Origin of the sequence: Methylorubrum sp. SL192, from assembly GCF_026672325.1 — a bacterium.
In the GTDB taxonomy this organism is placed as follows: domain Bacteria; phylum Pseudomonadota; class Alphaproteobacteria; order Rhizobiales; family Beijerinckiaceae; genus Methylobacterium; species Methylobacterium extorquens.
Genome location: NZ_JAPPQV010000001.1, coordinates 38,151 through 57,539, shown reverse-complemented (window position 1 = coordinate 57,539; position 19,389 = coordinate 38,151). Strand labels below are relative to the sequence as shown.

17 protein-coding genes and 3 pseudogenes are annotated in these 19,389 nt (G+C 67.6%); 9 read left to right on the top strand and 11 right to left on the bottom strand.

The window, feature by feature from the left end; translation table 11 throughout:
- Window positions 1-90: 90 nt before the first annotated feature.
- Window positions 91-1,251 carry a LysR family transcriptional regulator gene (locus OVA30_RS00320; RefSeq protein ID WP_253399433.1) on the bottom strand — a complete coding sequence of 387 codons (1,161 nt, stop codon included), beginning with the start codon at window positions 1,249-1,251 and terminating at the stop codon, window positions 91-93.
- Here OVA30_RS00320 and OVA30_RS00315 point away from each other — a divergent pair.
- From OVA30_RS00315 to OVA30_RS00295, 5 genes are all read left to right on the top strand, one after another.
- Entirely contained in the window at window positions 1,235-1,660 is a 426-nt protein-coding gene (locus OVA30_RS00315; protein ID WP_209688097.1) for a GlcG/HbpS family heme-binding protein, read from the top strand. The genes OVA30_RS00320 and OVA30_RS00315 overlap by 17 nt on opposite strands.
- A gap of 4 nt (window positions 1,661-1,664) precedes the next feature.
- Window positions 1,665-2,192 carry a VOC family protein gene (locus OVA30_RS00310; RefSeq protein ID WP_209688098.1) on the top strand — a complete coding sequence of 176 codons (528 nt, stop codon included), beginning with the start codon at window positions 1,665-1,667 and terminating at the stop codon, window positions 2,190-2,192.
- Between the two features lie 197 nt (window positions 2,193-2,389).
- The gene (locus OVA30_RS00305) at window positions 2,390-3,625 is read left to right on the top strand and encodes an MFS transporter (protein WP_209688099.1); all 1,236 of its coding nucleotides are present in this window, start codon (window positions 2,390-2,392) and stop codon (window positions 3,623-3,625) included.
- Window positions 3,626-4,193: 568 nt separating this feature from the next.
- Entirely contained in the window at window positions 4,194-4,421 is a 228-nt protein-coding gene (locus OVA30_RS00300; protein WP_268174234.1) for a hypothetical protein, read from the top strand.
- Window positions 4,422-4,536: 115 nt separating this feature from the next.
- Window positions 4,537-6,747 carry a ParB/RepB/Spo0J family partition protein gene (locus tag OVA30_RS00295; protein ID WP_268174233.1) on the top strand — a complete coding sequence of 737 codons (2,211 nt, stop codon included), beginning with the start codon at window positions 4,537-4,539 and terminating at the stop codon, window positions 6,745-6,747.
- 10 nt (window positions 6,748-6,757) lie between these two features.
- Here the strand turns inward: OVA30_RS00295 and OVA30_RS00290 are convergent, their stop codons facing one another.
- Window positions 6,758-7,117 (bottom strand): hypothetical protein, encoded by a 360-nt coding sequence (locus OVA30_RS00290; RefSeq protein WP_268174232.1) that lies wholly within the window; start codon window positions 7,115-7,117, stop codon window positions 6,758-6,760.
- 20 nt (window positions 7,118-7,137) lie between these two features.
- A protein-coding gene (locus OVA30_RS00285; protein WP_253386706.1) for an IS3-like element ISMex5 family transposase occupies window positions 7,138-8,321 on the bottom strand; the annotation gives its coding sequence in 2 pieces (ribosomal slippage) (window positions 7,138-8,057 and window positions 8,057-8,321; 1,185 coding nt in all).
- 238 nt (window positions 8,322-8,559) lie between these two features.
- On the opposite strand from OVA30_RS00285, the gene OVA30_RS00280 reads away from it, so the two are divergent.
- Window positions 8,560-9,180, top strand: coding sequence for a TetR/AcrR family transcriptional regulator (locus OVA30_RS00280; protein WP_268174231.1), 621 nt, complete (start codon window positions 8,560-8,562; stop codon window positions 9,178-9,180).
- A gap of 398 nt (window positions 9,181-9,578) precedes the next feature.
- Here the strand turns inward: OVA30_RS00280 and OVA30_RS00275 are convergent, their stop codons facing one another.
- On the bottom strand, window positions 9,579-9,710 hold the full coding sequence (locus OVA30_RS00275; protein WP_268174261.1) for a hypothetical protein: 132 nt from the start codon (window positions 9,708-9,710) through the stop codon (window positions 9,579-9,581).
- On the opposite strand from OVA30_RS00275, the gene OVA30_RS00270 reads away from it, so the two are divergent.
- Both OVA30_RS00270 and OVA30_RS00265 read left to right on the top strand, forming a co-directional pair.
- On the top strand, window positions 9,689-11,248 hold the full coding sequence (locus OVA30_RS00270) for an ISL3 family transposase (protein WP_268174230.1): 1,560 nt from the start codon (window positions 9,689-9,691) through the stop codon (window positions 11,246-11,248). The two genes, OVA30_RS00275 and OVA30_RS00270, sit on opposite strands and share 22 nt — an antisense overlap.
- A gap of 44 nt (window positions 11,249-11,292) precedes the next feature.
- Window positions 11,293-11,820 (top strand): annotated as a pseudogene (locus OVA30_RS00265) (integrase core domain-containing protein); the annotation flags it as partial.
- A gap of 60 nt (window positions 11,821-11,880) precedes the next feature.
- Here the strand turns inward: OVA30_RS00265 and OVA30_RS00260 are convergent.
- Window positions 11,881-12,258: pseudogene (locus tag OVA30_RS00260) on the bottom strand (IS21 family transposase); the annotation flags it as partial.
- Between the two features lie 99 nt (window positions 12,259-12,357).
- Window positions 12,358-12,546: pseudogene (locus tag OVA30_RS00255) on the bottom strand (IS5/IS1182 family transposase); the annotation flags it as partial.
- Window positions 12,547-12,714: 168 nt separating this feature from the next.
- On the opposite strand from OVA30_RS00255, the gene OVA30_RS00250 reads away from it, so the two are divergent.
- Window positions 12,715-13,011: a hypothetical protein gene (locus tag OVA30_RS00250; RefSeq protein ID WP_253374211.1), complete on the top strand. Its 297-nt coding sequence runs from the start codon at window positions 12,715-12,717 to the stop codon at window positions 13,009-13,011.
- A 402-nt stretch (window positions 13,012-13,413) separates the two neighbouring features.
- Here the strand turns inward: OVA30_RS00250 and OVA30_RS00245 are convergent, their stop codons facing one another.
- From OVA30_RS00245 to OVA30_RS00225, 5 genes are all read right to left on the bottom strand, one after another.
- Window positions 13,414-14,238 (bottom strand): hypothetical protein, encoded by an 825-nt coding sequence (locus OVA30_RS00245; protein ID WP_253374212.1) that lies wholly within the window; start codon window positions 14,236-14,238, stop codon window positions 13,414-13,416.
- Window positions 14,239-14,659: 421 nt separating this feature from the next.
- A complete protein-coding gene (mhpT, locus tag OVA30_RS00240; protein ID WP_253374213.1) occupies window positions 14,660-15,874 on the bottom strand; it encodes a 3-(3-hydroxy-phenyl)propionate transporter MhpT in 1,215 nt (404 codons plus the stop codon).
- 155 nt (window positions 15,875-16,029) lie between these two features.
- Window positions 16,030-18,132 (bottom strand): acetate--CoA ligase family protein, encoded by a 2,103-nt coding sequence (locus OVA30_RS00235; RefSeq protein ID WP_253374214.1) that lies wholly within the window; start codon window positions 18,130-18,132, stop codon window positions 16,030-16,032.
- Window positions 18,133-18,258: 126 nt separating this feature from the next.
- Window positions 18,259-19,089 carry a p-hydroxycinnamoyl CoA hydratase/lyase gene (locus tag OVA30_RS00230; protein WP_060771147.1) on the bottom strand — a complete coding sequence of 277 codons (831 nt, stop codon included), beginning with the start codon at window positions 19,087-19,089 and terminating at the stop codon, window positions 18,259-18,261.
- 112 nt (window positions 19,090-19,201) lie between these two features.
- Window positions 19,202-19,384, bottom strand: coding sequence for a hypothetical protein (locus OVA30_RS00225; protein WP_253374215.1), 183 nt, complete (start codon window positions 19,382-19,384; stop codon window positions 19,202-19,204).
- Window positions 19,385-19,389: the final 5 nt, after the last annotated feature.

Sequence of the window (19,389 nt, the reverse complement as noted above, 5' to 3'; positions counted from 1 at the left end):
GGCATCGTTCCTGGCAGTCGCAGCAAGGGATTGTTGCGAAAACGGAAAGTCTGCACGTTGCTCCGGCCTTACACCGGCAAGGCGCGACGCTCACGAGTTCTCGAACAGCCCGAGATCGGCATTCTCTTCCACGACCTGCGCCAGTTCCACCTGAAGGAAGTCCATCAAGGCGCGCACGCGTCGGGGCTGGTGGCGGCGTGCGGGATAGACCAGGTGAAGCCAGCGCTCCCGGCTGCCCCACCATTCTGGCAGAATCCGCACCAGGCGCCCGCTGCGGAGGTCGGGGATGAGATCCCAGACGGACTTCAGCGTTATGCCGCCATCGGCCAGCGCGACGGCATGGGCGATCTCGCCGCTCGTTCCGGTCACGGTGCTGGGGACGTCGATCTCGACGGCCTCCTCGCCGCGCCACATCGGCCATCGCCGCGGCGGCGGCAGGCCAATCGTCAGGCAGCGATGATCCTGCAAGTCCTGCGGATGGCCGGGGACGCCATGCCGGGCGAGATAGCCCGGCGAGGCGCACAGGATCCGCGCATCGGGGGCCAGCCGCCGCATCACCAGCGCGCTGTCGGTGAGGTCGAGCTGGCGGACGGCGAAGTCGAGGCGATGCTGGATCAGGTCGTCCATCTCGTTGCTCGCCATCAGCTGGACCGTCACGTCCGGGTGGCGGTCGAGGAAGGGGGGAAGACGCGGGGCGATCTGGCGATGGGCGAAGGCCACGCCAGCGGACATGCGGATGATGCCGCTTTCGGTCTGCCGCAGACGCACGTCCTCGGCCGCAGCGACGGCATCCAGCACGTCGCGGCAGCGATCAAGGAAGACATGCCCTTCTTCGGTCAGCGCGAGTTTGCGGGTCGAGCGCTGCACCAGCCGCAAACCGAGTTCCGCCTCCAGTTCCTTCAGTCTTTTCGAGACCAGCGTGAGGGAGACGCCTAGCTCGCGGGCCGCGCGGGTCAGGCTGCCGACGCGTGCCACGGCGTCGAAGACCCGAAGGTTCTGGATGTTGTTCAGCTTGACCACGGAAAGCTCCGAATCGGCACGACCCGAGATCGGGGGTGACGCCGGAGCTATCGGCCCCGACCCGAAACCGTCAATTCTTCCCGTTTCGAGGATTGTGCATTGCGAAGACGGCCTGCAACGACGGCGCGGCGGAGGCGGTTCTCCCGACATGCAGCGATCGATACCGTCTCGTCCCTCGCCGCGTGCCGCTTCCAAACGACAGGCAAGGCGCACCATGGCCGAAACCAGCACCTTCAACACGCAGCGATCCGTCGATCGCGAGACGGCCAACCGCATCCTGGCCTCGACGGTGGATGCGGCGCGCGAGCGGAACTGCGCCGTCAGCGTCGCCGTCGTCGATTGCGGCGGCCATCTGGTCGCGTTCAACCGGATGGACGGTGCCTTCCACGGCAGCGTCGATGCCGCGATCGGCAAGGCGCGATCATGTGCCGGTTTCCGGGCGCCGCTCCAGGCGTTCGGCAAGCTGGCGCGAGAGAAGCCTTGGCTCGGCGATCTGCCTGGCCTGATCCCGCTCGGCGGGGCCGTACCGCTGACGCATGCCGACGCGTTCGTCGGTGCCGTCTCCGTCAGCGGCGACACCGAAGAGAGCGAACAGTCCCTGGCCGAGTTCGCGGCCAAGACCTTCGCAAGTTGGAGCTGAAGCCATGACGCAGGACACCCGAACGCCCCAGCCGCGCGGCATCGAGCATGTCGGACTGACCGTCCCGGATATGGAGGCGGCGGTCCGCTTCTTTCGCGATGTCTTCGGGGCCGAGGAACTCTACGCCCTGACCAGGAAGGAGGCCGCGCCGATCGGCGGGCCCGAGGTCAGCGCGGTGAACGGGATCTCACCCACCAGCGTGATCCGCGACCTGCGCATGCTGCGCCTTCACAACGGGCCCAACCTCGAACTCTTCGAGATGAGCGAGGTGCATCGCCCAACGCCGACCGGCATCAACGACATCGGTCTCCACCATTTCTCGATCTACTGCGACGACGTGGCGGCGATCGCGGCCAAGGCGCGGGACTGTGGGGCGCAGCTTCTCGAGGGTCCCTCGCCGTTGAGCTCCTACGAGGCCGGGGACGGCAACGCGATCCGATTCATCCGCACGCCCTGGGGGATGCTCATCGAACTGATCCAGATCCCCTCTCCGGGCCGGGAGATCGCACGCCGCTGGCTCCCCAGCTCATAGGATCGCGTGCGTCGAGAGCTGCCGGCTCCTCGATCCCATTCGGCCGAGCGCTCGACGCGCGACGACGCCCCCGTCGCGACCTTCGGCGCCGACACGCCGCGGCCACCTCGCTCGCCCCATCGACGGCAAACCGAGGACGCAAACGCCTCCCCAAGGAGGCCGCCGCCTCGAGGCGGCGCCAGAACCGCAGGCACAAGATGTCCCATGCCCACCTGCCGACCGCCGCAAGAGCGTTCATCCCAAAGGCCGAGCGAACGCGCGTCAACGTTTCACTCATCCTCCTGACGCTCGCACTGGGTGCCTTCGCCTTCGGAACCGCCGAGTTCGCCGCCATGAGCCTCCTTCCGGAGATCGCCGCGGATTTCAGCCTCGGCGAGCCTGCCGCGGCACGCGTCGTCAGCGCATACGCCATCGGTGTGGTCGTCGGCGCGCCCCTCATCGCGTTTCCGCTGGCGCGCGTATCGCGGCGACGCCTGTTGATCGGCTGCATGGCGTTGTTCGCATTCGGCAACGGCTTGAGCATGATGGCGCCGTCCTTTTCGACGCTACTGGTTTTCCGTTTTGCGAGCGGCATCCCGCACGGTGCCTATCTCGGCATTGCCGCTCTCATGGCCGCCTCTCTCGTCGAGCGTGACAAACGTGCCAGTGCCGTGGCGACGGTCATCCTCGGCCTGACCCTCGCCATGATCGTCGGCGTCTTCGCCGTGACGGCGCTCGGCCAGGCCTATGGATGGCGCTGGGCCTTTGCCTCGCCGGGTCTTCTCGCGGTTGTGGTGACCGGGCTCTGCATATGGCAGCTTCCTCAGGACATGCCGGATCGCCGAGCGGGTGCCTTGACTGAACTCAAGGGGCTCTGGAACCGACAGATCTGGCTCGTGCTTCTGACCGGCGCCATCGGCTTCGCAGGCTTCTTCGCCGTCTATGCCTACACGGCGTCCATCCTCGTTGCCGTCACGGGGCTGGAGAAGCGGTGGGTTCCGATCATGATCGCGCTCTATGGGTTTGGCATGACCGGTGGAAACTTCGTTGCCGGACGGCTCGCCGACCGAGCTCTGTTGAGAACGCCGGTGATCTTCCTGTCCGCCGGTGCACTGGCCCTCGTCGGGTTCGCGCTCGCGGCCGAGAACGCGTGGACCGTCGGGCTTGCCATGCTGGCCGTCAGCTTCTTTAGCGCCACGAGCGGTGTGCTTCAGACACGGCTGATGGACGTGGCTGGAAACGCCCAGACAGCGGCGGCGGTCTTCAACCACAGCGCCTTCAACGTGGCGAATGCGATCGGCCCATGGCTTGGCGGCATCCCCATCGCATTGGGCTACGGCTTTTCCTCGGTAGGCTTCGTCGGTGCGGTGCTGTCTCTTGGCGGTCTCGCCATCTGGCTGCTGGCTTGTGCCGAGAGCCATCGAACGCGGACGCCAGCATCGGCCCGAAGGTGATGGCAGCTGGAACTGATGCGGTGGATGCCCCCACCGAACGGCATCTCGTATGCCTGACGGTTCAATCGGAACCGATCGAAGGGGTCATTGACGACGACGAAGATCATGTCCGGGATGAGCGTGGTGGACACCGCCTCGCGCCGCTGGGCGTCCGCCGCCGCGGTCCAGAAGATCATGAACGCCGCCGTGAAGTCGGAGGGCTCAGCCAAGGTGCTGGGCCTGAACATGGACCGGATGCGGGCCCTCGGGCTGGACGATGAGATGACCCAGCGGGTCTTCGGGCAAATCCGCAAGCACTCCTACAAGGAGCCCGCCCCCGGCTCGAAGCGCCAGCTCGTACATGGCGGCTTCCGGGAGTGGGATGACCAGGAGGCGTTCGCGGCCTTCCGGGGTGCCGTGTGGCGTTGGTCTCGGCTTGCCATCCTGGAGAACCACCTTGGGCAAACGAGTAGGCTCCTCAGCTCGCCCATGGGCCGGACCATCTTCCAGTTCCGGTCCTTCATGCTCGGGGTGTACACCGCCCAGTTCCTCCGCGGGCTACCACCGAGCCTGGATCGCACGGCCCGGCGTGTTCGAGGCGGGCGTGAAGCACTGGAAGCCGGGCATGGCGAGCCCGGTGGAGGAGGCGGCCGACGAGGGCGGCGACCCGGTCATCACCCTGGCGGCGCTGAGAAACTGCAATGACGCCGGCGAGACCCTACCCGACATCCTGGCGCGGCTCGAGAAGGCTGAGGCTGCCGCCGTGCCGCCGCTGACCCTGGTCGAGGACGCCGACGCCTGGCAGGCCGCTGCCTGATCCCTTCCTGCTCCCGTCCAGAGGCCCCCTTCCGAGAGTCAGAGGGGGGCTTCGCCTTCGTGAGGGTTTTTAGGTCGGACAGAGAGCCGGCCGCCCGAGCCAGGGATGACGGACCATGACCAGCGCGAAGACCACTACGAAGGCCGCCGCCAAGATCACGCTGAGGGAGCCGACCGCGATCCCGTTCGACAAGCTCGTCTTGAGCCAGGCGAACGTGCGCCGGATCGCCAACGGGCAGAGCATCGAGGACCTGGCCGAGGACATCGCCCATCGCGGCCTGATGCAGAACCTAAACGTGCGCCCGATCCTCGACGAGGCCGGTCAGGAGACCGGCCGCTACGAGGTGCCCGCCGGCGGCCGGCGCTTCCGGGCGCTGGAGCACCTCGTGAAGACCCGCCGCATGGCCAAGGGCGTCAAGGTCCCGTGCCTGGTGCGCGCCCCCGACAGCGCGATCAGCGCCGAGGAGGACTCGCTGGCCGAGAACGCCCACCGCGAGGCCCTGCACCCGCTCGACCAGTTCCGAGCCTTCAAGGCGCTCGCCGACGCCGGCATGCCGACCGCTGACATTGCGGGCCGGTTCTTCGTCTCGGAGAAGATCGTCGGCCAGCGGCTGCGGCTTGCCGCGATCAGCCCGGTGCTGCTCGACGCCTACGGTGCCGGCGAGATGACGCTGGAATGCCTGATGGCGTTCTCCGTCACCGAGGATGCCGAGCGGCAGGTTCGGGTCTGGGAGGCGTTGAGCAAGCGTGGCAGCTTGAGCAACTGGGTGATCCGGCAGGCCCTGACCGACCGCACGGTGAGCGTGGGCGATGCCCGCGCCCGCTACGTCGGCGAGGAGGCCTACGTGGCGGCGGGCGGCACGGTCCTGCGCGACCTGTTCGCGGAGCGCGGCGACGGGTGGTTCGAGGATGAGGCCCTGCTCAACCGGTTGGCAGAGGCGAAGCTGGCCGAGTTCAGCGCGAGCGTGGCCGCGGAGGGCTGGAAGTGGATCGAGGTGTCGCTGTCGCTGATGACGGGGCGCACCTACGGCCTGCGCAACCTGCCGACCCGCTCCGAGCTGAGCGAGGCCGAGCAGGAGGCGTTCGAGGCTGCGTTGGAGGAGCGCGAACAACTCGACAGTGACTACGGCTACAGCGACGAGGAGTGGCCCGCCGAGGCTGCGGATCGGATGGCGGCGCTGGAGGATGAGATCGCCGCGTTCGAGGCGCGCGCCGAGATCTACGACCCGGCCGACATCGCGATCGGCGGCGCCTTCGTCACGCTCGACTACCAGGGCCAGCCGACGGTGCGGCGTGGCTACGTTCGGCCGCAGGATGAGCCAGCGGAGGAACCGTGCGCCGACGAGACCGGGGTTGCTGGCGCGACGGGTCCGGAGGCGGCCCGTGATCCGGCTGCGCCGTCCGTGGGCGGGGGCGAAGGTGTCGCGTCAGCCCCGGCGGTGATGCGGACGATCGTCACCATCGGCGGCAGCTCGACCGCAGCCGGCCCGGTGGCAGAGCCGGAGGAAGCCGACCGCCCGCTCTCCGAGCAGCACCGGAGCGAGCTGACCAGCTATCGCACCATCGCCCTGCGCGAGGCGCTGGCCGACGATCCGGAGGCCGCCTTCATCGCCGTGGTCCACGCCATGGTGATCCGCGTCATCGTCAACGGCTACCGCACCGGGACGTGCCTTGAGATCTCCACCACCTCGGCCCGCGTCGACAACATCATCCAGACCATCGGCGCCTACCGGCCGGCGACCGCCCTCGATGCGAAGCGCGAGGCGTGGGCCAAGCGCCTGCCGGCCGACCACGGCGCGATCTGGGATTTCCTGGTCGGCCTGGATCCGGAGCAGCGCACCGAGCTGTTCGCGCTCTGCGCGGGCTTGAGCGTCAACGCGATGCACACGCCCCACGATCGGCGGCCCGAGGCATTGCCGCACGCCGACCGGCTGGCCCAGCTCGTCGGGCTCGACATGACCCGCGACTGGACGCCGACGGCGGCCAACTACTTCAGCCGCGTGACCAAGGGGAAGATCCTGGCGGCGGTGCGGGAGGCGAAGGGCGAGGACACCGCGCGCCTCCTCGACAGCCTGAGGAAGGGCGACATGGCGCGCGAGGCCGAGCGCCTGATGGCCGACAGTGGCTGGTTGCCCGAGCTGCTGCGCACGCCCGGCCTCGATGCGGATGCGGTGGAAGAGGACCGACCCGCCCTGCCGGCGGCGGACGCCGCCGTCGGCGAGGAGATCGAGGCCGGGGCGGTCGATGCGCTCCCGGAGTTCCTGGCCGATGACGACGGAATCGGCAGCGATCCGGAGGACCGGGCATACGCCATCGCCGCCGAGTGAGCGCTGGGCGTCAGACGGCGCTCGCGACCTGCGCCGGCGCCGCGCGCCGGTGCCATTCCCCCGAGCCCTTCGGCTCTGGGTTCTTCGTGTCGGGTTTGGCTGCGCTGCGGTCGTGGAGCGAGAGAGGACGCTCCGGCCGGGGCCGCTCGCCTCGGATGCGATCCGAGCTGGACGCCTTCGGCTTGGCCGGGGTCCCGTCATGCTGCACCGTCGCCTTGGCTTTGGCTTTGAGGACGTAGGCCTTTCGCGGCTTGGCCGTGCTGCGATCGTACTTCCCGAGCTTCCTCTGCCGAGCGAGTTCGGCGCGATGCTTCATGTCGAATGCCGGCATCATCGGGTAGTCGTCCGGCAGGCCCTGATCGGCCCCCACGCGGTGGTCCAAGTTCTAAGTTAGTGCAGGGTCGGCCTTTGCTCCACGGGTCGCTTGGCCGGCGGAGCCGACCGGGTGAGCGCAGCCGGCCAAGCGGTGAAGGCCGGCACGAACACCTCCGGGGCCGGTGGTCGGTAGCCGAGCGAGGCGTGCGGGCGCACGCTGTTGTAGTGTAGACGCCAACTCTCGATCACGATCTGCGCCTCCTTGAGCGTGTAGAAGATCTCACCGTTCAAAAGCTCGTCCCGTAGTCGTGCGTTGAAGCTCTCGACGTAACCGTTCTCCCATGGCGAGCCGGGTGCGATGTAGGCTGTTCTGGCGCCGACATCGGTGATCCAGGCCTGCACGGACTTGGCGATGAACTCCGGACCGTTGTCCGAGCGGATGTGGCCGGGCACGCCGCGCAGGATGAACAGGTCGGACAGCACGTCGATCACGTCCGCCGCCTTCAGCTTGCGTGCGACGCGGATCGCCAGGCACTCCCGCGTGAACTCATCGACCACGTTCAGCATCCGGAACTTGCGGCCCTCGTGCGTGCGGGCTTCGACAAAGTCGTAGGACCAGACGTGATCGCGACGCTCCGCCCGCAATCGCAGGCAGGAACCATCCCCGTCCCAGATGCGGCCGCGCTTGGGCTGCCGAGACGGGACCTTCAGCCCCTCGCGCCGCCAGATCCGCTCGACCCGCTTGTCGTTGACGAACCAGCCCGCCGCCTTCAGCAATGCACCGATCTTCCGGTAGCCGTAGCGCCCGTACTGGCGAGCCAGTTCCACGAGGTCGGCTGTCAGCGCGGCCTCATCCTCTCTTCCCCGCGGCACCTTGCGCTGCGTCGAGCGATGCTGCCCGAGCGCCCGACAGGCGCGGCGCTCGGAGACGTCTAGGACGTTCATGACATGCGCGATGCAGGCGCGTCGGCGCGCGGGGCTGGTCAGTTTCCCCGAGCGGCCTCCTGCAGGATCAGCTTGTCGAGGGTGAGATCCGCAATCGCCTTGCGCAGCCGCTGGTTCTCAACCTCCAAGTCCTTCATCCGTCGAACCTGATCGCTCTTCAGGCCGCCGTACTCCTTGCGCCAGCGGTAGTAGGTCACTTCCGTCACGCCGATGGCCCGGATCGCCTCCGCCACGCTCTGGCCCTGCGAGACCAGAACATCCACCTGCCGCAGCTTGGCGACCACGTCTTCCGGCTTGTGCCGCTTCGTTCCCATCTGTCCGTCCTCATCTGGCTCAAAAGCCATACCTCAGGGCGGACCACTTCAGTGGGGGCGGATCACAGGCAGCGAGCGCGGCCAGGGTGTCGAAGGGCGACCGATCTCCGCTAAATTGCGCCAGATGCAGGCTTGGGCCCTTGATCGTTCGCATGGCAACCTCATTCTTTGTCGATGGACAAAGAAATGCCGCGCTTGTCGCGTGCCGTCAAGCGGATTATTTGCTATCCAATCAAGAATGGAGGCGGCAATGGCGGGACGGCCGCGGGAGTTCGATCGGGACGAGGCGCTGGCGAAGGCGCGGGACCTATTCTGGGCGCGGGGCTACGAAGGCGTCTCGATGGCCGATCTGGTCGAGGCGCTTGGTCTAGCCTCCGCCCGCATCTACGCGGCGTTCGGCTCGAAGGAGACGCTGTTCCGGGAGGCGGTGGCTATCTACGACGCGGGCGAGGGCGGCTTCGCCACACGAGCGCTGGCGGAAGAGGCCACCGCCCGCGCCGCCATCGAGCGTGTGCTTCGTGAGGCGGTCGAGACCTATACACGGCCAGGCCGCCCCACCGGCTGCATGGTGGTTTCGGCGGCGACCAATTGCGCCAGCGCGAACGAAGGTATCCGCTCGTGGCTCGGCGAGTTGCGCCGTCGCCGCACAGCATCACTGGTCACTCGCTTGGAGCAAGCTGTCGCCGACCGTGAACTGGCGCCGGGGACGGACGCCCAGATGCTCGGCGACTACTTCGCTACCGTGCTGCACGGCCTCTCCGTCCAGGCCCGTGATGGGGTTTCCAAAGATCGTCTGCTGATGATGATCAATGCTGCAACGAGCGTGCTTGGACAGGCCGAGCATTCAGCGGGGACATGATAATTGAAGGGGTCGAATCGTTGTGGACCTTGTTGGCGGAACGCGAAGCTCCCCCGAAAAATCCACCAACAGGGTCGAACTGGCGTCGAAACCGCACAGCTCGAATGTTTGGACGTACGCTGTACTTTAGGGGAGGGGCCTCCAGTTCGGCTCACGCATGACGTCGAGGGCTGCACCGGCCGGTGTGATCCTGAGCCGGGTCGGCGGATCGCCTGCGAGCAGGCCACGCTTCACCAACCCTCGGCAGATCCCCAACATCACGAGATAGTCGACCGGGCACATGCCCCAAGGCGCGTGGAAGTCGAACGCCTCCTCGGGGTGCTGCTGGCCATAGACCAACAGCCGAAGCGCCGACAGCGAGAGCGACTTCGCCTCCGTGCTCCGCGGCCGCGTCAGTGTCAAACAGCGTCGAACATTGACCCTGGATCGGCGTCGAACTTTGGCTCTGACTCACTCTCGCTGATGCCGGCGGCGTTGAGGTTGCGGATATCCATGATGGAGCCGCAGCATGCGCCCTCGCTTCCGGTCATCGAGCCTCGTACCAGCTGGATTTAATGTCGAGCATCTCGACATCGGCCCCGACCGGATCGGTCTGGTCGTGAGGTCGGGAGCCGCGGTAACGGCCTGCCCAAACTGCCGGACCCCTTCGCATCGGATTCAAAGCCGCTACCGGCGTCGTGCCGGCGACCTGCCGCTCGGTGGCCGGCGCGTCGAGCTTCAGGTCGTCGTACGACGCTTCCGGTGCGACGCAGCTGCCTGCGGGCGGAAGATCTTCGCCGAGCGCTTTCCCGACGGGTTCCTGCCCGCCTTCGCGCGACGCACCGCCCGGCTGGAGCAGATCGTCCATCACCTCGGTCTCGCGCTCGGTGGTCGGCCCGGTGCGGGCCTCGCCCAGCGCCTCATGCTGCCAGTCAGTCGCGACACGCTCCTGCGCGTCATCCGCCGTCGGGCGGCCACACCGTCCGATCCGCTCGGCGTCATCGGCATCGACGACTTCGCCTGGCGACGCAACCACCGCTACGGCACCCTGGTCTGCGATCTCGAACGCCGCCGCATCGTGGCGCTCCTACCGGACAGCGAGCAGGCCACCGCGCAGACCTGGCTGAAGCAGAACGCCTCGATCCAGATCGTCGCCCGCGACCGCGGCGGCGGATATGGTGAGGCCATCGCCCGCGCTCTACCGCAGGCGATCCAGGTCGCCGACCGATGGCACCTCATGGAGAACGCCAGCCGCGGCTTCCTCGACGCCGTCCGCAAATCAATGCGTAAGGTTCGCGAGGTCGTTGGCGCGGCCACCCTCGATCCTGCGCTCCTCACGGCGGCTGAGCGCATCCAGTACGAGGGTTACCTGCGGAGGGAAGAGGCGGACGCGGCCATCCGCGCGCTCGCCGAAGCCGGCGTTCCGATCCGCCGGATCGGCCAGCGCCTGGGCCACAGCCGAAAAGTGGTGCGTGCGGTCCTGCGCGGCGAACGCACGGACGTCTTCCGGGTCCGCCAAAGCTCGCTCGACGCCTATCTGCCCTGGCTCGACGCCCAGTGGGATGCAGGCAGTCATAATGCCACCGAGCTCTGGCGAATGGCGAAGGCGCAGGGCTTCCGAGGATCGCTCCGCGTGGTCGGGGAATGGGCGACGCGCCGCCGGCGCACGGAGCAGGCCAACATCGAGCGGCTTCAGCGTGTGCCGTCGGCGCGAACCTTGGCGCGGCTGCTGACGACGGGTCGCGACCGGTTGACCAAGGCGGAGACGCTGACCGTTGCCGCGGTCGAGGAAGGGGTGCCGGCGCTGGTCGAGGCACGCGAGGTGGTCGGTGCCTTCCAGACGATGGTGCGAGGGAACGAGCCCGGCCGGCTCGAAGGATGGCTCAGGCGGGCCGAGGCGAGTCTCGTCGCCTCCTTCGCGCGCGGTATCGGTCAGGATCGATCTGCAGTTCAGGCCGCAATCATGCTGCCATGGTCGAACGGCCAGACCGAAGGACAGGTCACGAAGCTCAAACTCGTCAAGCGCCAGATGTACGGCCGCGGCAAGATCGACCTGCTGCAAGCTCGCCTGATCGGCCTCTACCCTTGATCATCAGCCAAAGTGCGTCAGAGCCAAAGTTGCACGCCGAAACACAACTACGGCCGCTTCGCCGCAATCACGTTTGGAGCTTCGACTTCGTTCAGGCGCAAACCCATGACGGGCGAAGCCTGCGCATCCTGACGCTGATCGATGAGCACAGTCGGGCCTGCCTCGCGCTGAAGGTGGCGCGGCGCATCAACAGCCTCGGTGTGATCGAGGCGCTGGCCGACGCCATGTGCCTGCATGGCATCCCAGAGCACATCCGCTGCGATAATGGCCCTGAGATGATCTCGAAGGCACTGCGCAAGTGGGTCGCCAAAGCAGGCTCACAAATCCAGTACATCGCCCCGGGCTCGCCGTGGGAGAACGGGTACTGTGAGAGCTTCAACGGCAAGCTGCGCGACGAGTGCCTGCGCCAAGAGATCTTCTACTCGCTCAAGGAAGCCCAGGCCGTAATCGCCCTATGGCAGAACACCTACAACCGTGTCCGGCCGCATTCGTCGTTGGGCTACCGGCCGCCCGCGCCTGTCAGCTTCCCCGATCTGGCCTTCCGGCTACCCATGGCAGCGGCCATGCAGTAGCCTCTCACTCGGCTCGGTCCAAAATACCGGTCAGGTCAATCCCAGCCCTGGAGGGCTGCCGCCGCCGATCGTGGCCACCGCCTCGCCGAAGTCGACCTGGGCGTGACCGGGCGGGTGGGCCAGCGGCACGAAGGTCTCCTGCCCCTGTGCCCGGCAGATACGCACGTGATCCTTCACCACCGTGTAGCCGCCAGCATAGCCATGCTCGTCGCGCAGGCGCTCGAAGGTCCGCTTGGCCGTATGCCGTTGCTTGACCGGTGCGATCCGGTCCGCATCCAGGATCGCCGCGATCACCGGCAGCAGGGGCCCGAGCTTCGGCTTCTCGACCGGCTTCGAGCGTGTGTAGCCCGGCGGTAGCGAGAACCGACCCATCTTGGTGATCGTCTCCCGGCTCAATACGAACTGCCGAACGGCCGCGTAGACTTGCACGACGAACATCCTCGGCCCCTCTCGAAAGAGAAGCCTCTCCACTGGCCGGCTTTTACCCCGCCCGCATCAGCACTCCGCCGACGCTCCAGTGGATCGTTCTGTCACCGCCCTGCACAACGTCGCAGGGTGATAGCCGGGTCGACCGGTGGCGGCGGGCGTCAGGCCGGCAAAGCCGAGGGCCGTGAGATCGAGCTCATCGACGACGCGGGTCGGGTTATTTCGGGCAACCCAATCGTCCAGACAGGCAGAAATCAACGTAGCGTGATTGCGGTCTGCGGCTTTGACAAAGCGTGCCATATTTCATTTCCCGCCTTGGAAGAAAGAATATCCTATTTTACACGAAACTTTAACAAGAAGAGTTCTCAGGAAAATCGTTCGTATATACGAGATGAGACGGCATTTTTGATTTCGACCTGCGTGATATCCTGGCAGCGCTGCGGAACGCAGGCCATCGAATGCTCATGGATGGTGAGCGGTGTCGCCGCATACGATGCAGATTTCGATGCGACGGGCGGACAGGCCGGACGTCTCGATCAGCTTGCGACCTCCGGCAGGCGGATCAAAGGAGATCGGCTGCGAGACCTCGCGAACGGAACCCAGCAGGTCATCTGCGGCGAGTTTCAAGCTTACGCGGATGCGAGCACTACGGTGCCCGTGTTGATCGTGCGCGCCATCGACAGCAGCTTCTACGAGGTCGCCGCCGACGACACGCATGTCCTGCAAAACCTCAAGGCGACCTTCCGCGATGTAAGGTCAGCCTGATCATTAAGCGCGCTTTTCACACAGCCTGGGCCGTCAGCGGACCGCCTGTTCCAGCCAGGAGGACCGAATGCGGGGAACGACGGTGCGTCCTCGCACGCAGCGGAGACGATGCCGATGTGATCGGAAGTGCCAGAGATGCAGTCCGCAAATCCCTCTCATCGCGTAACCGGACCCGCCAGAGACGAGGCAGGAACGGCCTCGACCCCGATCCGGAGTATCCATAGGGGCGGCGTCCGCTCATGCCGCCTCGGATAGGAGGTGGGAGAGCGTCGGAGAAGTCTAAAGCATCGTTCTGGATACCTGATCCAGGACGATGCTTTAGGCTCTTGTTTTCGCATCATCTTTCTTCCGAAAGCCGGCAGCCACCTTTCGGGACGATGCTCTAATGGATGGATGGCCCGTTCAGAACACGGAGAAGCTCAGGCCAGCGAGGAACGAGGTGAACTGCGCGCCGGGCACGACGCGGGAATTGGCGCCGAGCAGGTTCTTCTGATGCAGGACGCCGATGAAGGCCTTCATGCGGTTGGGCTTTTGGTAGAGGAGGTCGCCGAGGTCGAGGACGAGGTTGCTGCGCATCAGAACCTCGGCCTTCAGCCGTCCGCCCTTCGGGTCGTCGCCGCGGGGCGGGTTGTAGGAGGCGAAGCCCGTCAGCGACAGCGGCAGGCCCGTGAACGTCAGGGGCACCAGATAGGTCGCTTCGACGCGGGGCACGATGTCCGTCCCGGTCTGGCGAAGGGGCGGCAGCAGATCGGCAAAGCGGAACCAGTCCTTCTGGGCGAACACCGCGAGGTTGAAGAAGCCGACCGGGACATCGAACGAGACGCTGAGGCCGCCCATCGCCCGGGTCCGCAGCAGCGACAGCCGCGTGTTGTCGCTCTGGTGATCGACGCCGTAGGCCAGCGACACGTCCTTGATGATGCCGGGCAGGACGAAGAGCGGCGTTCCCGCCATGGCGTTGCCGCTCAAGGTGCCGCGATAGGTCAGGAACAGGGTGGTCTGGCCGTAATCGAAGGTCGTGGCCGGTCCGGGATAGGGCGGCCTGCCGGCCGGGATCTGCGAACCGTAGCGCCGCAGGTCGAGGTTGACGAAATTGGTGCCGTACTCCCAGCCATTGACATGGGTGAGGCTCAGCATGTTGCCCGGCGCGCTGCGGCCTTCGATGGAGCGTCCGGCCCGGCCGCCGGTGACGCCCGGCTGCCGGAGATCGTTCAGGTATGTGTAGGTCACCTGCGTATCGCTGAACCGGAAGAAGGGCGAGGACGGTTTCGGCGGTTCGGGCCCCAGGGGAGCGCCCGACGGCCCCTGGATCAGGTCTTCCGCCTGCACCGCGCCCGGCGCAGCGCCGGCAAGTATCAAGGTGGTGGCCAGAAGAGCGGCGGCGCGTGCTGTTCTGCCGCGTGTGCTTCGCGAATTTTCCCGCCGGTAGTACGACAGGCATGAAATCGATATTTTAACTTTCATCCCTCTCCCCATTTGCTTGTGGTTGGCATCAACGGCCGTGGTCTATTCTTGATATTCGAGCGTGCCACGCTGTGCGGCTGCGTGCTCTTGCGTCACGGAAGCACGCTGTGGTTGCATTTCCGCGCATGGAGCGGGTTGAAACGGTTGGAAAACCGGCGTCCCGACGGGTCCCGACAAGTGACGCGATTTACGCTGACCGGATACGGAGGCTCAGGATCGTGGCCGCGCCGCCCGAGACCATCAGGATCGGAATGAGCGCGACGAGCACCTCGACGTCGCTCCGGCCGGCGCCGACGAGCGTTCCGGCCAGCATCGGCCCGAGGACGGAGCCGAAACGTCCCATCGAGACGGCAGCCCCGACTCCCGTGCCGAGGACATCGGTCGGATAACAGCTCGGCGCCAAGGCGTAGAGCACGGCCTGCGTTCCGGCCAGCGCGACCCCGAGGAAGAAGCCCGCGAAGACCAGCGCCGACAGGTCAGAGGGAACCAAGGCAATCAGGATCAGGGCGGCGACGCTCGCGCTGAACACGAGGGCCGCGGTCGTCACTTTTCCCCAGCGATCCATCAGGAGACCGGTCGCAGTGCTGCCCAGGGCGGAGCCGAGATTGAACACGAACTGCACCCAGGAGGCGTCGGCCCGGCTCATGCCACGGGCGATGACGAGCGATGGAAGCCAGTTGAGCAGGAGATAGAGGACCAGCAGTCCGAGCACGAAGGCAAGCCACAGGATCAGAGTCGTTGCTGCCCGTCCTTCGCCGAACAGGGCCGTCGGGACGCTCCTCACGCTGCCCCCACCCCGCTGTGCGCTGGCCGTGCTGCTGTGCGGCAGCCAAGCCCAGATCAGCGGCACGACCAGAAGCGGCGCGACACCCCCGGTGATGAAGATCGTCGACCAGTGGTGGGATTCCGCTCCGACAAGCGTGAACAGACTTGCCAGCGCGCCCCCGGCCGGAAGGCCTGCATAGAGCAGGGCCACGGCGCTCGCGCGCCGCCCCGGCGCGGTGCTCTCGGTGACGAGGGCGATCAGGTTCGGCAGGGCGGACCCGAGCCCGACACCCGTGAGAAGACGGGCGAGGAGCAGCACCTCGAAGCTGTGCGCCAGCCCCGTGAGGATCGACATGAGGCCGAACAGGGCGACCGAGACGATGAGGGTCTTCTTCCGGCCGAACCGGTCGGAGAAGCGGCCACCGAAGGCGGCGCCGATCAGCATCCCCATCGTGCTTGCCGAGAAGAACAGGCCGAGCTGGCCAGGGGTGAGGTTGAAGATGGAAACGAGCCGTGGGGCGACGACGCCGGCCGCCTGGAGATCGAACCCTTCGATCAAGGTCACGAGGCAGCAGAGGCCGACCGTCACCGCTCCTGCCCTCGGGGTGCTGCGCCCCAGTATCAATGCGTCAGCCATGCGTTCCTCTCCCTCTTCAAAGGTCTGATGAGCGGCCCTTGTTCGGGCTCTTCTCCGAAATCTGTCGTCCGGTCCGGAACCGGGCCGCGGCTCACGGCCCCTGGCCTCGCCGACAATCGGTTCCTGGTGTTCGGTCGCGGCGAGGACGGGCGCCCTCAGGGCGGCGCGAAGATCATGAGCGCATCGAGGGCGACGGCGCCTTCGCCGACGGGCCTCACCACGACGGGGTTGAGATCGATCTCCCGGATGCGCGTCTCGCTGAGGAGCGCTCGGCCCACGGCCGCGGCCACGCGGGCGACCGCCGCGACGTCGAGGGCCGGAGCGCCGCGGAACCCGTCGAGCAGGGCGGCGCTGCGCAGGGTGCGGATCTGGTCGGCGATGGCGGCCTCGTCCAGGTCCGGCGGCAGCAGGCACACGTCCTTGAGCACCTCCGCCTGGACGCCGCCGAACCCGACCAGCACCACCGGCCCCCAATCCGGATCGCTGCGGCCGCCGACGATCAGTTCGACGCCGCGCGCGCCCATCCGTTCGACGAGGACACCGTCGAGCACCAGGCCGGGCCGGTGATGCGCGATGTTGGCGGCGAGCTGCGCCCAGCCCCGGGCCAGGTCGCCCGGGTCGGCGAGGCCGACGATGACCCCGCCGGCATCGCTCTTGTGGGACAGCTCCGCCGACTGCGCCTTGAGGACGACCGGATAGCCGAGCTGTCCGGCCGCTTCGTGTGCCTCCGCCAGGGTCGTCGCCATGCGGCTCTCCGGGAACGGGATGCCCAGGGGTGCCAGCAGGGCCTTGGCCCGGTATTCCGGTGCGACGCCCCGGACGTCGTCGGCGAAGCGCGGTGGCAGGGGCGGCACCGGCACGGCCTCCGCGGGCGTCCCACCGCGCCGCGCCGCCACGGCTAGCGCGCGGATCACCCGCTCGCAGGTGGCGAAATAGGGGACCCCGAGGGCGCGCAGGGCCGCGATATGCTCCCCCGCCACAGCCGCGCCCTCGTCGAGGCCGCCGAAGACGACGGGCTTTCCCGGCTTCAGGGCGCGCAGGGCCGCGATGATCGGCGGGAATTTGAGGGCGCAGGTCGCCGTGTCGGTCTGGATGATGCCGAGCACCACGGCGGCGACTCGCGCGTCGTCCAAGAGCGCGGCTAGCGCACGCCGGTAGAGGTCGGGATCGACCAGGGCCTGAGCGGTGAGGTCGACCGGGTTGCTCACCGGCACGAAGTCTGGCAACGCCGCCCGCAGTGCCGGGCTGTCGGCGTCGCCGAGCGGCGGCAGGGCGAGGCCGACATCCTCCGCAAGGTCGAGGGTCAGCGCCTTGTAGGCGCCGGATTCGGTGAGCACCGCGGTGCCACCCGCGCCGAAGGGCGGGCAGCGCAGCAGCAGTTCGGCGACGTCGCCGAGTTCCTCCAGGGTGCCGACGACGCTGACGCCCGCCCGCTCGACCTTGAGGCGCATCACCGCGTAATCGCCCGCGAGCGCCCCCGTATGGGTCGCGGCCGAGCGGCGTGCCGCCTCGCCGCGCCCGGGATGGAGCAACACGACCGGCTTGCCGGCGGCGCGCGCCCGCTCGGCCGCGGCCAGGAAGCGGGCGGGTCGGCGGAACTGCTCGACGATCATCGCGATCACCCGGGTATCGGGGTCGTCGACGAGGTGGTCGACGTAGTCCTCGACGCCGCTCGCGGCCTCGTTGCCGGTCGAGATCGAGTAGGACAGGCCGAGATCCCGAGCCAGCAGCGTGACGCCGAGTACCGCCGCCATCGCGCCGGACTGCGACACGATCCCGATGCCGGGCCGGCCGGCCAGGGGCGTCACGGGCAGTTCCACGAAGGTGAGCGGCACGCCGTCCACGAAATTGATGAGGCCGAGGCAGTTCGGCCCCTCGACGACCATGTCGGCGTCCCGCGCGATCTGGGCGATCGCGCGCTGCTCGGCGAGCCCGGACTCCCCGCCCTCGGCGAAGCCGGCCGAAAAGATGATCGCTGCCCCGACCCGGCGCTCCGCCAGGGCGCGCACGGTCTCCAGCACCGCCGCGCGGGGGATGGCCAGCACCGCGACGTCGATGCCCTCGGGCAGCGCCTCGACCGAGGGCAGGCAGGCGCGGCCGGCGATCTCGGCGCGCCGGGGATTGATCAGGTGGATCGGGCCGGCATATCCGGCCCGCGTCAGGTTCGCGAGGACCGAGGAGCCGAGCGCGCCCGGCTTGTCGGACGCGCCGACGATCGCGACCGATCGGGGCCGGAGCAGGCGGGCAAGGTTGGGCATGACTCGGCTCTCCCTCGCGGCGCAGGCGATGCGCGCGGGCTCATCGGGATGGGTCGGGGATTGCGGCAGCGGCTGCCGACGGGCCGGGCGGCCTCCGCCGCCCAGGTGTCCGCCGGGGCGCTCTCGTCAGGTCTTATGCTTGGACAGGTCGTAGGCGCCGAGGCCCGGCTTGTAGCTCTTCTCGTCGATGAACTGCCGGATGCCCTCTTTCCGACCCTCATTGTCGAAGCTGTTCGCCGCTTCCTGAGCCCGGATCAGATAATCCTCGGCGTCATCGTAGGTCATGTCGGCGACCCGCCGCACTGCGTCCTTCGTGGCCTTCAGGGCGACCGGGTTCTTCTTCAGGAGCACGGCTGCCACCGCCGCGACGCGCGCCCGGAGTTGATCAGCCGGCACCGCCTCGTTCACGAAGCCCCAGGCGGCGGCCGTGCGGCCGTCGACGGTCTCGCCCATCATCGCGTGGTACATGGCGTTGCGGAACGAAGTCAGCGCCACCGCCACCTTCGTGGCGCCGCCGCCCGGCAGGATGCCCCAGTTGATCTCGCTGAGGCCGAACTGCGCCTCCTCGGCCGCAAAAGCGAGGTCGCAGGCGTAGAGCGGCCCGTAGCCGCCGCCGAAGCACCAGCCGTTGACCATCGCGATGGTGGGCTTTTGATACCAGCGCAGACGCCGCCACCAGCCGTAGCTCTCGCGCTGCGCCTTGCGGGTACCGGCCAGCCCCTGCGCCTCGGTTTCGCGGAAATACTCCTTCAGGTCCATGCCGGCCGACCAGGCCGTGCCCTCGCCGGTGAGCACCAGGACGCCGACGTCCTCGCGGAATTCCAGCGTATCCAGAACCTCCATCATACGCCGGTTGAGGGCGGGCGACATGCAGTTGCGCTTTTCGGGCCGGTTGAAGCGGACCCAGGCGACGCGGTCCTGGACCTCGTAGGCGACGGTGTCGTGATCGTTGGCCATGACTGTTGTTCCAATGAAGTCCGCGAGTGGATGCGGGACAAGATCCGAAATGAGATTCGCGACGGGAGTTCGGAGAAGACTTGAGACGGGTGCCGCGGGCCGGGACCGGTCCTCACCGCGACGCGGAGGAATCAACCGCGACGTGGTCGGGCCTGCGGAGGCCGTGCGCGACGAACAGGGTCCGGCGTATCCCGTCGTGCGGCCCCGGCGCGGCGGCGCCGGCCTCCTGCGCCGCGGCGGCGCCAGCCGCGAGCGCGAGCCGTTCGGCCGCGCAGCGTGTCGTGAGACGGTTCATCGCGC

Bases quoted from the DNA above. Each gene is read 5' to 3' on its own strand.
- OVA30_RS00315 (WP_209688097.1), top strand. From the start codon at position 1,235: ATGGCCGAAACCAGCACCTTCAACACGCAGCGATCCGTCGATCGCGAG.
- OVA30_RS00250 (WP_253374211.1), top strand. From the start codon at position 12,715: ATGGTGAGCGGTGTCGCCGCATACGATGCAGATTTCGATGCGACGGGC.
- OVA30_RS00295 (WP_268174233.1), top strand. From the start codon at position 4,537: ATGACCAGCGCGAAGACCACTACGAAGGCCGCCGCCAAGATCACGCTG.
- mhpT (WP_253374213.1), bottom strand. From the start codon at position 15,874: ATGGCTGACGCATTGATACTGGGGCGCAGCACCCCGAGGGCAGGAGCG.
- OVA30_RS00225 (WP_253374215.1), bottom strand. From the start codon at position 19,384: ATGAACCGTCTCACGACACGCTGCGCGGCCGAACGGCTCGCGCTCGCG.
- OVA30_RS00305 (WP_209688099.1), top strand. From the start codon at position 2,390: ATGTCCCATGCCCACCTGCCGACCGCCGCAAGAGCGTTCATCCCAAAG.
- OVA30_RS00275 (WP_268174261.1), bottom strand. From the start codon at position 9,710: ATGACCGGAAGCGAGGGCGCATGCTGCGGCTCCATCATGGATATCCGC.
- OVA30_RS00230 (WP_060771147.1), bottom strand. From the start codon at position 19,089: ATGGCCAACGATCACGACACCGTCGCCTACGAGGTCCAGGACCGCGTC.
- OVA30_RS00270 (WP_268174230.1), top strand. From the start codon at position 9,689: ATGCGCCCTCGCTTCCGGTCATCGAGCCTCGTACCAGCTGGATTTAAT.
- OVA30_RS00235 (WP_253374214.1), bottom strand. From the start codon at position 18,132: ATGCCCAACCTTGCCCGCCTGCTCCGGCCCCGATCGGTCGCGATCGTC.
- OVA30_RS00310 (WP_209688098.1), top strand. From the start codon at position 1,665: ATGACGCAGGACACCCGAACGCCCCAGCCGCGCGGCATCGAGCATGTC.
- OVA30_RS00280 (WP_268174231.1), top strand. From the start codon at position 8,560: ATGGAGGCGGCAATGGCGGGACGGCCGCGGGAGTTCGATCGGGACGAG.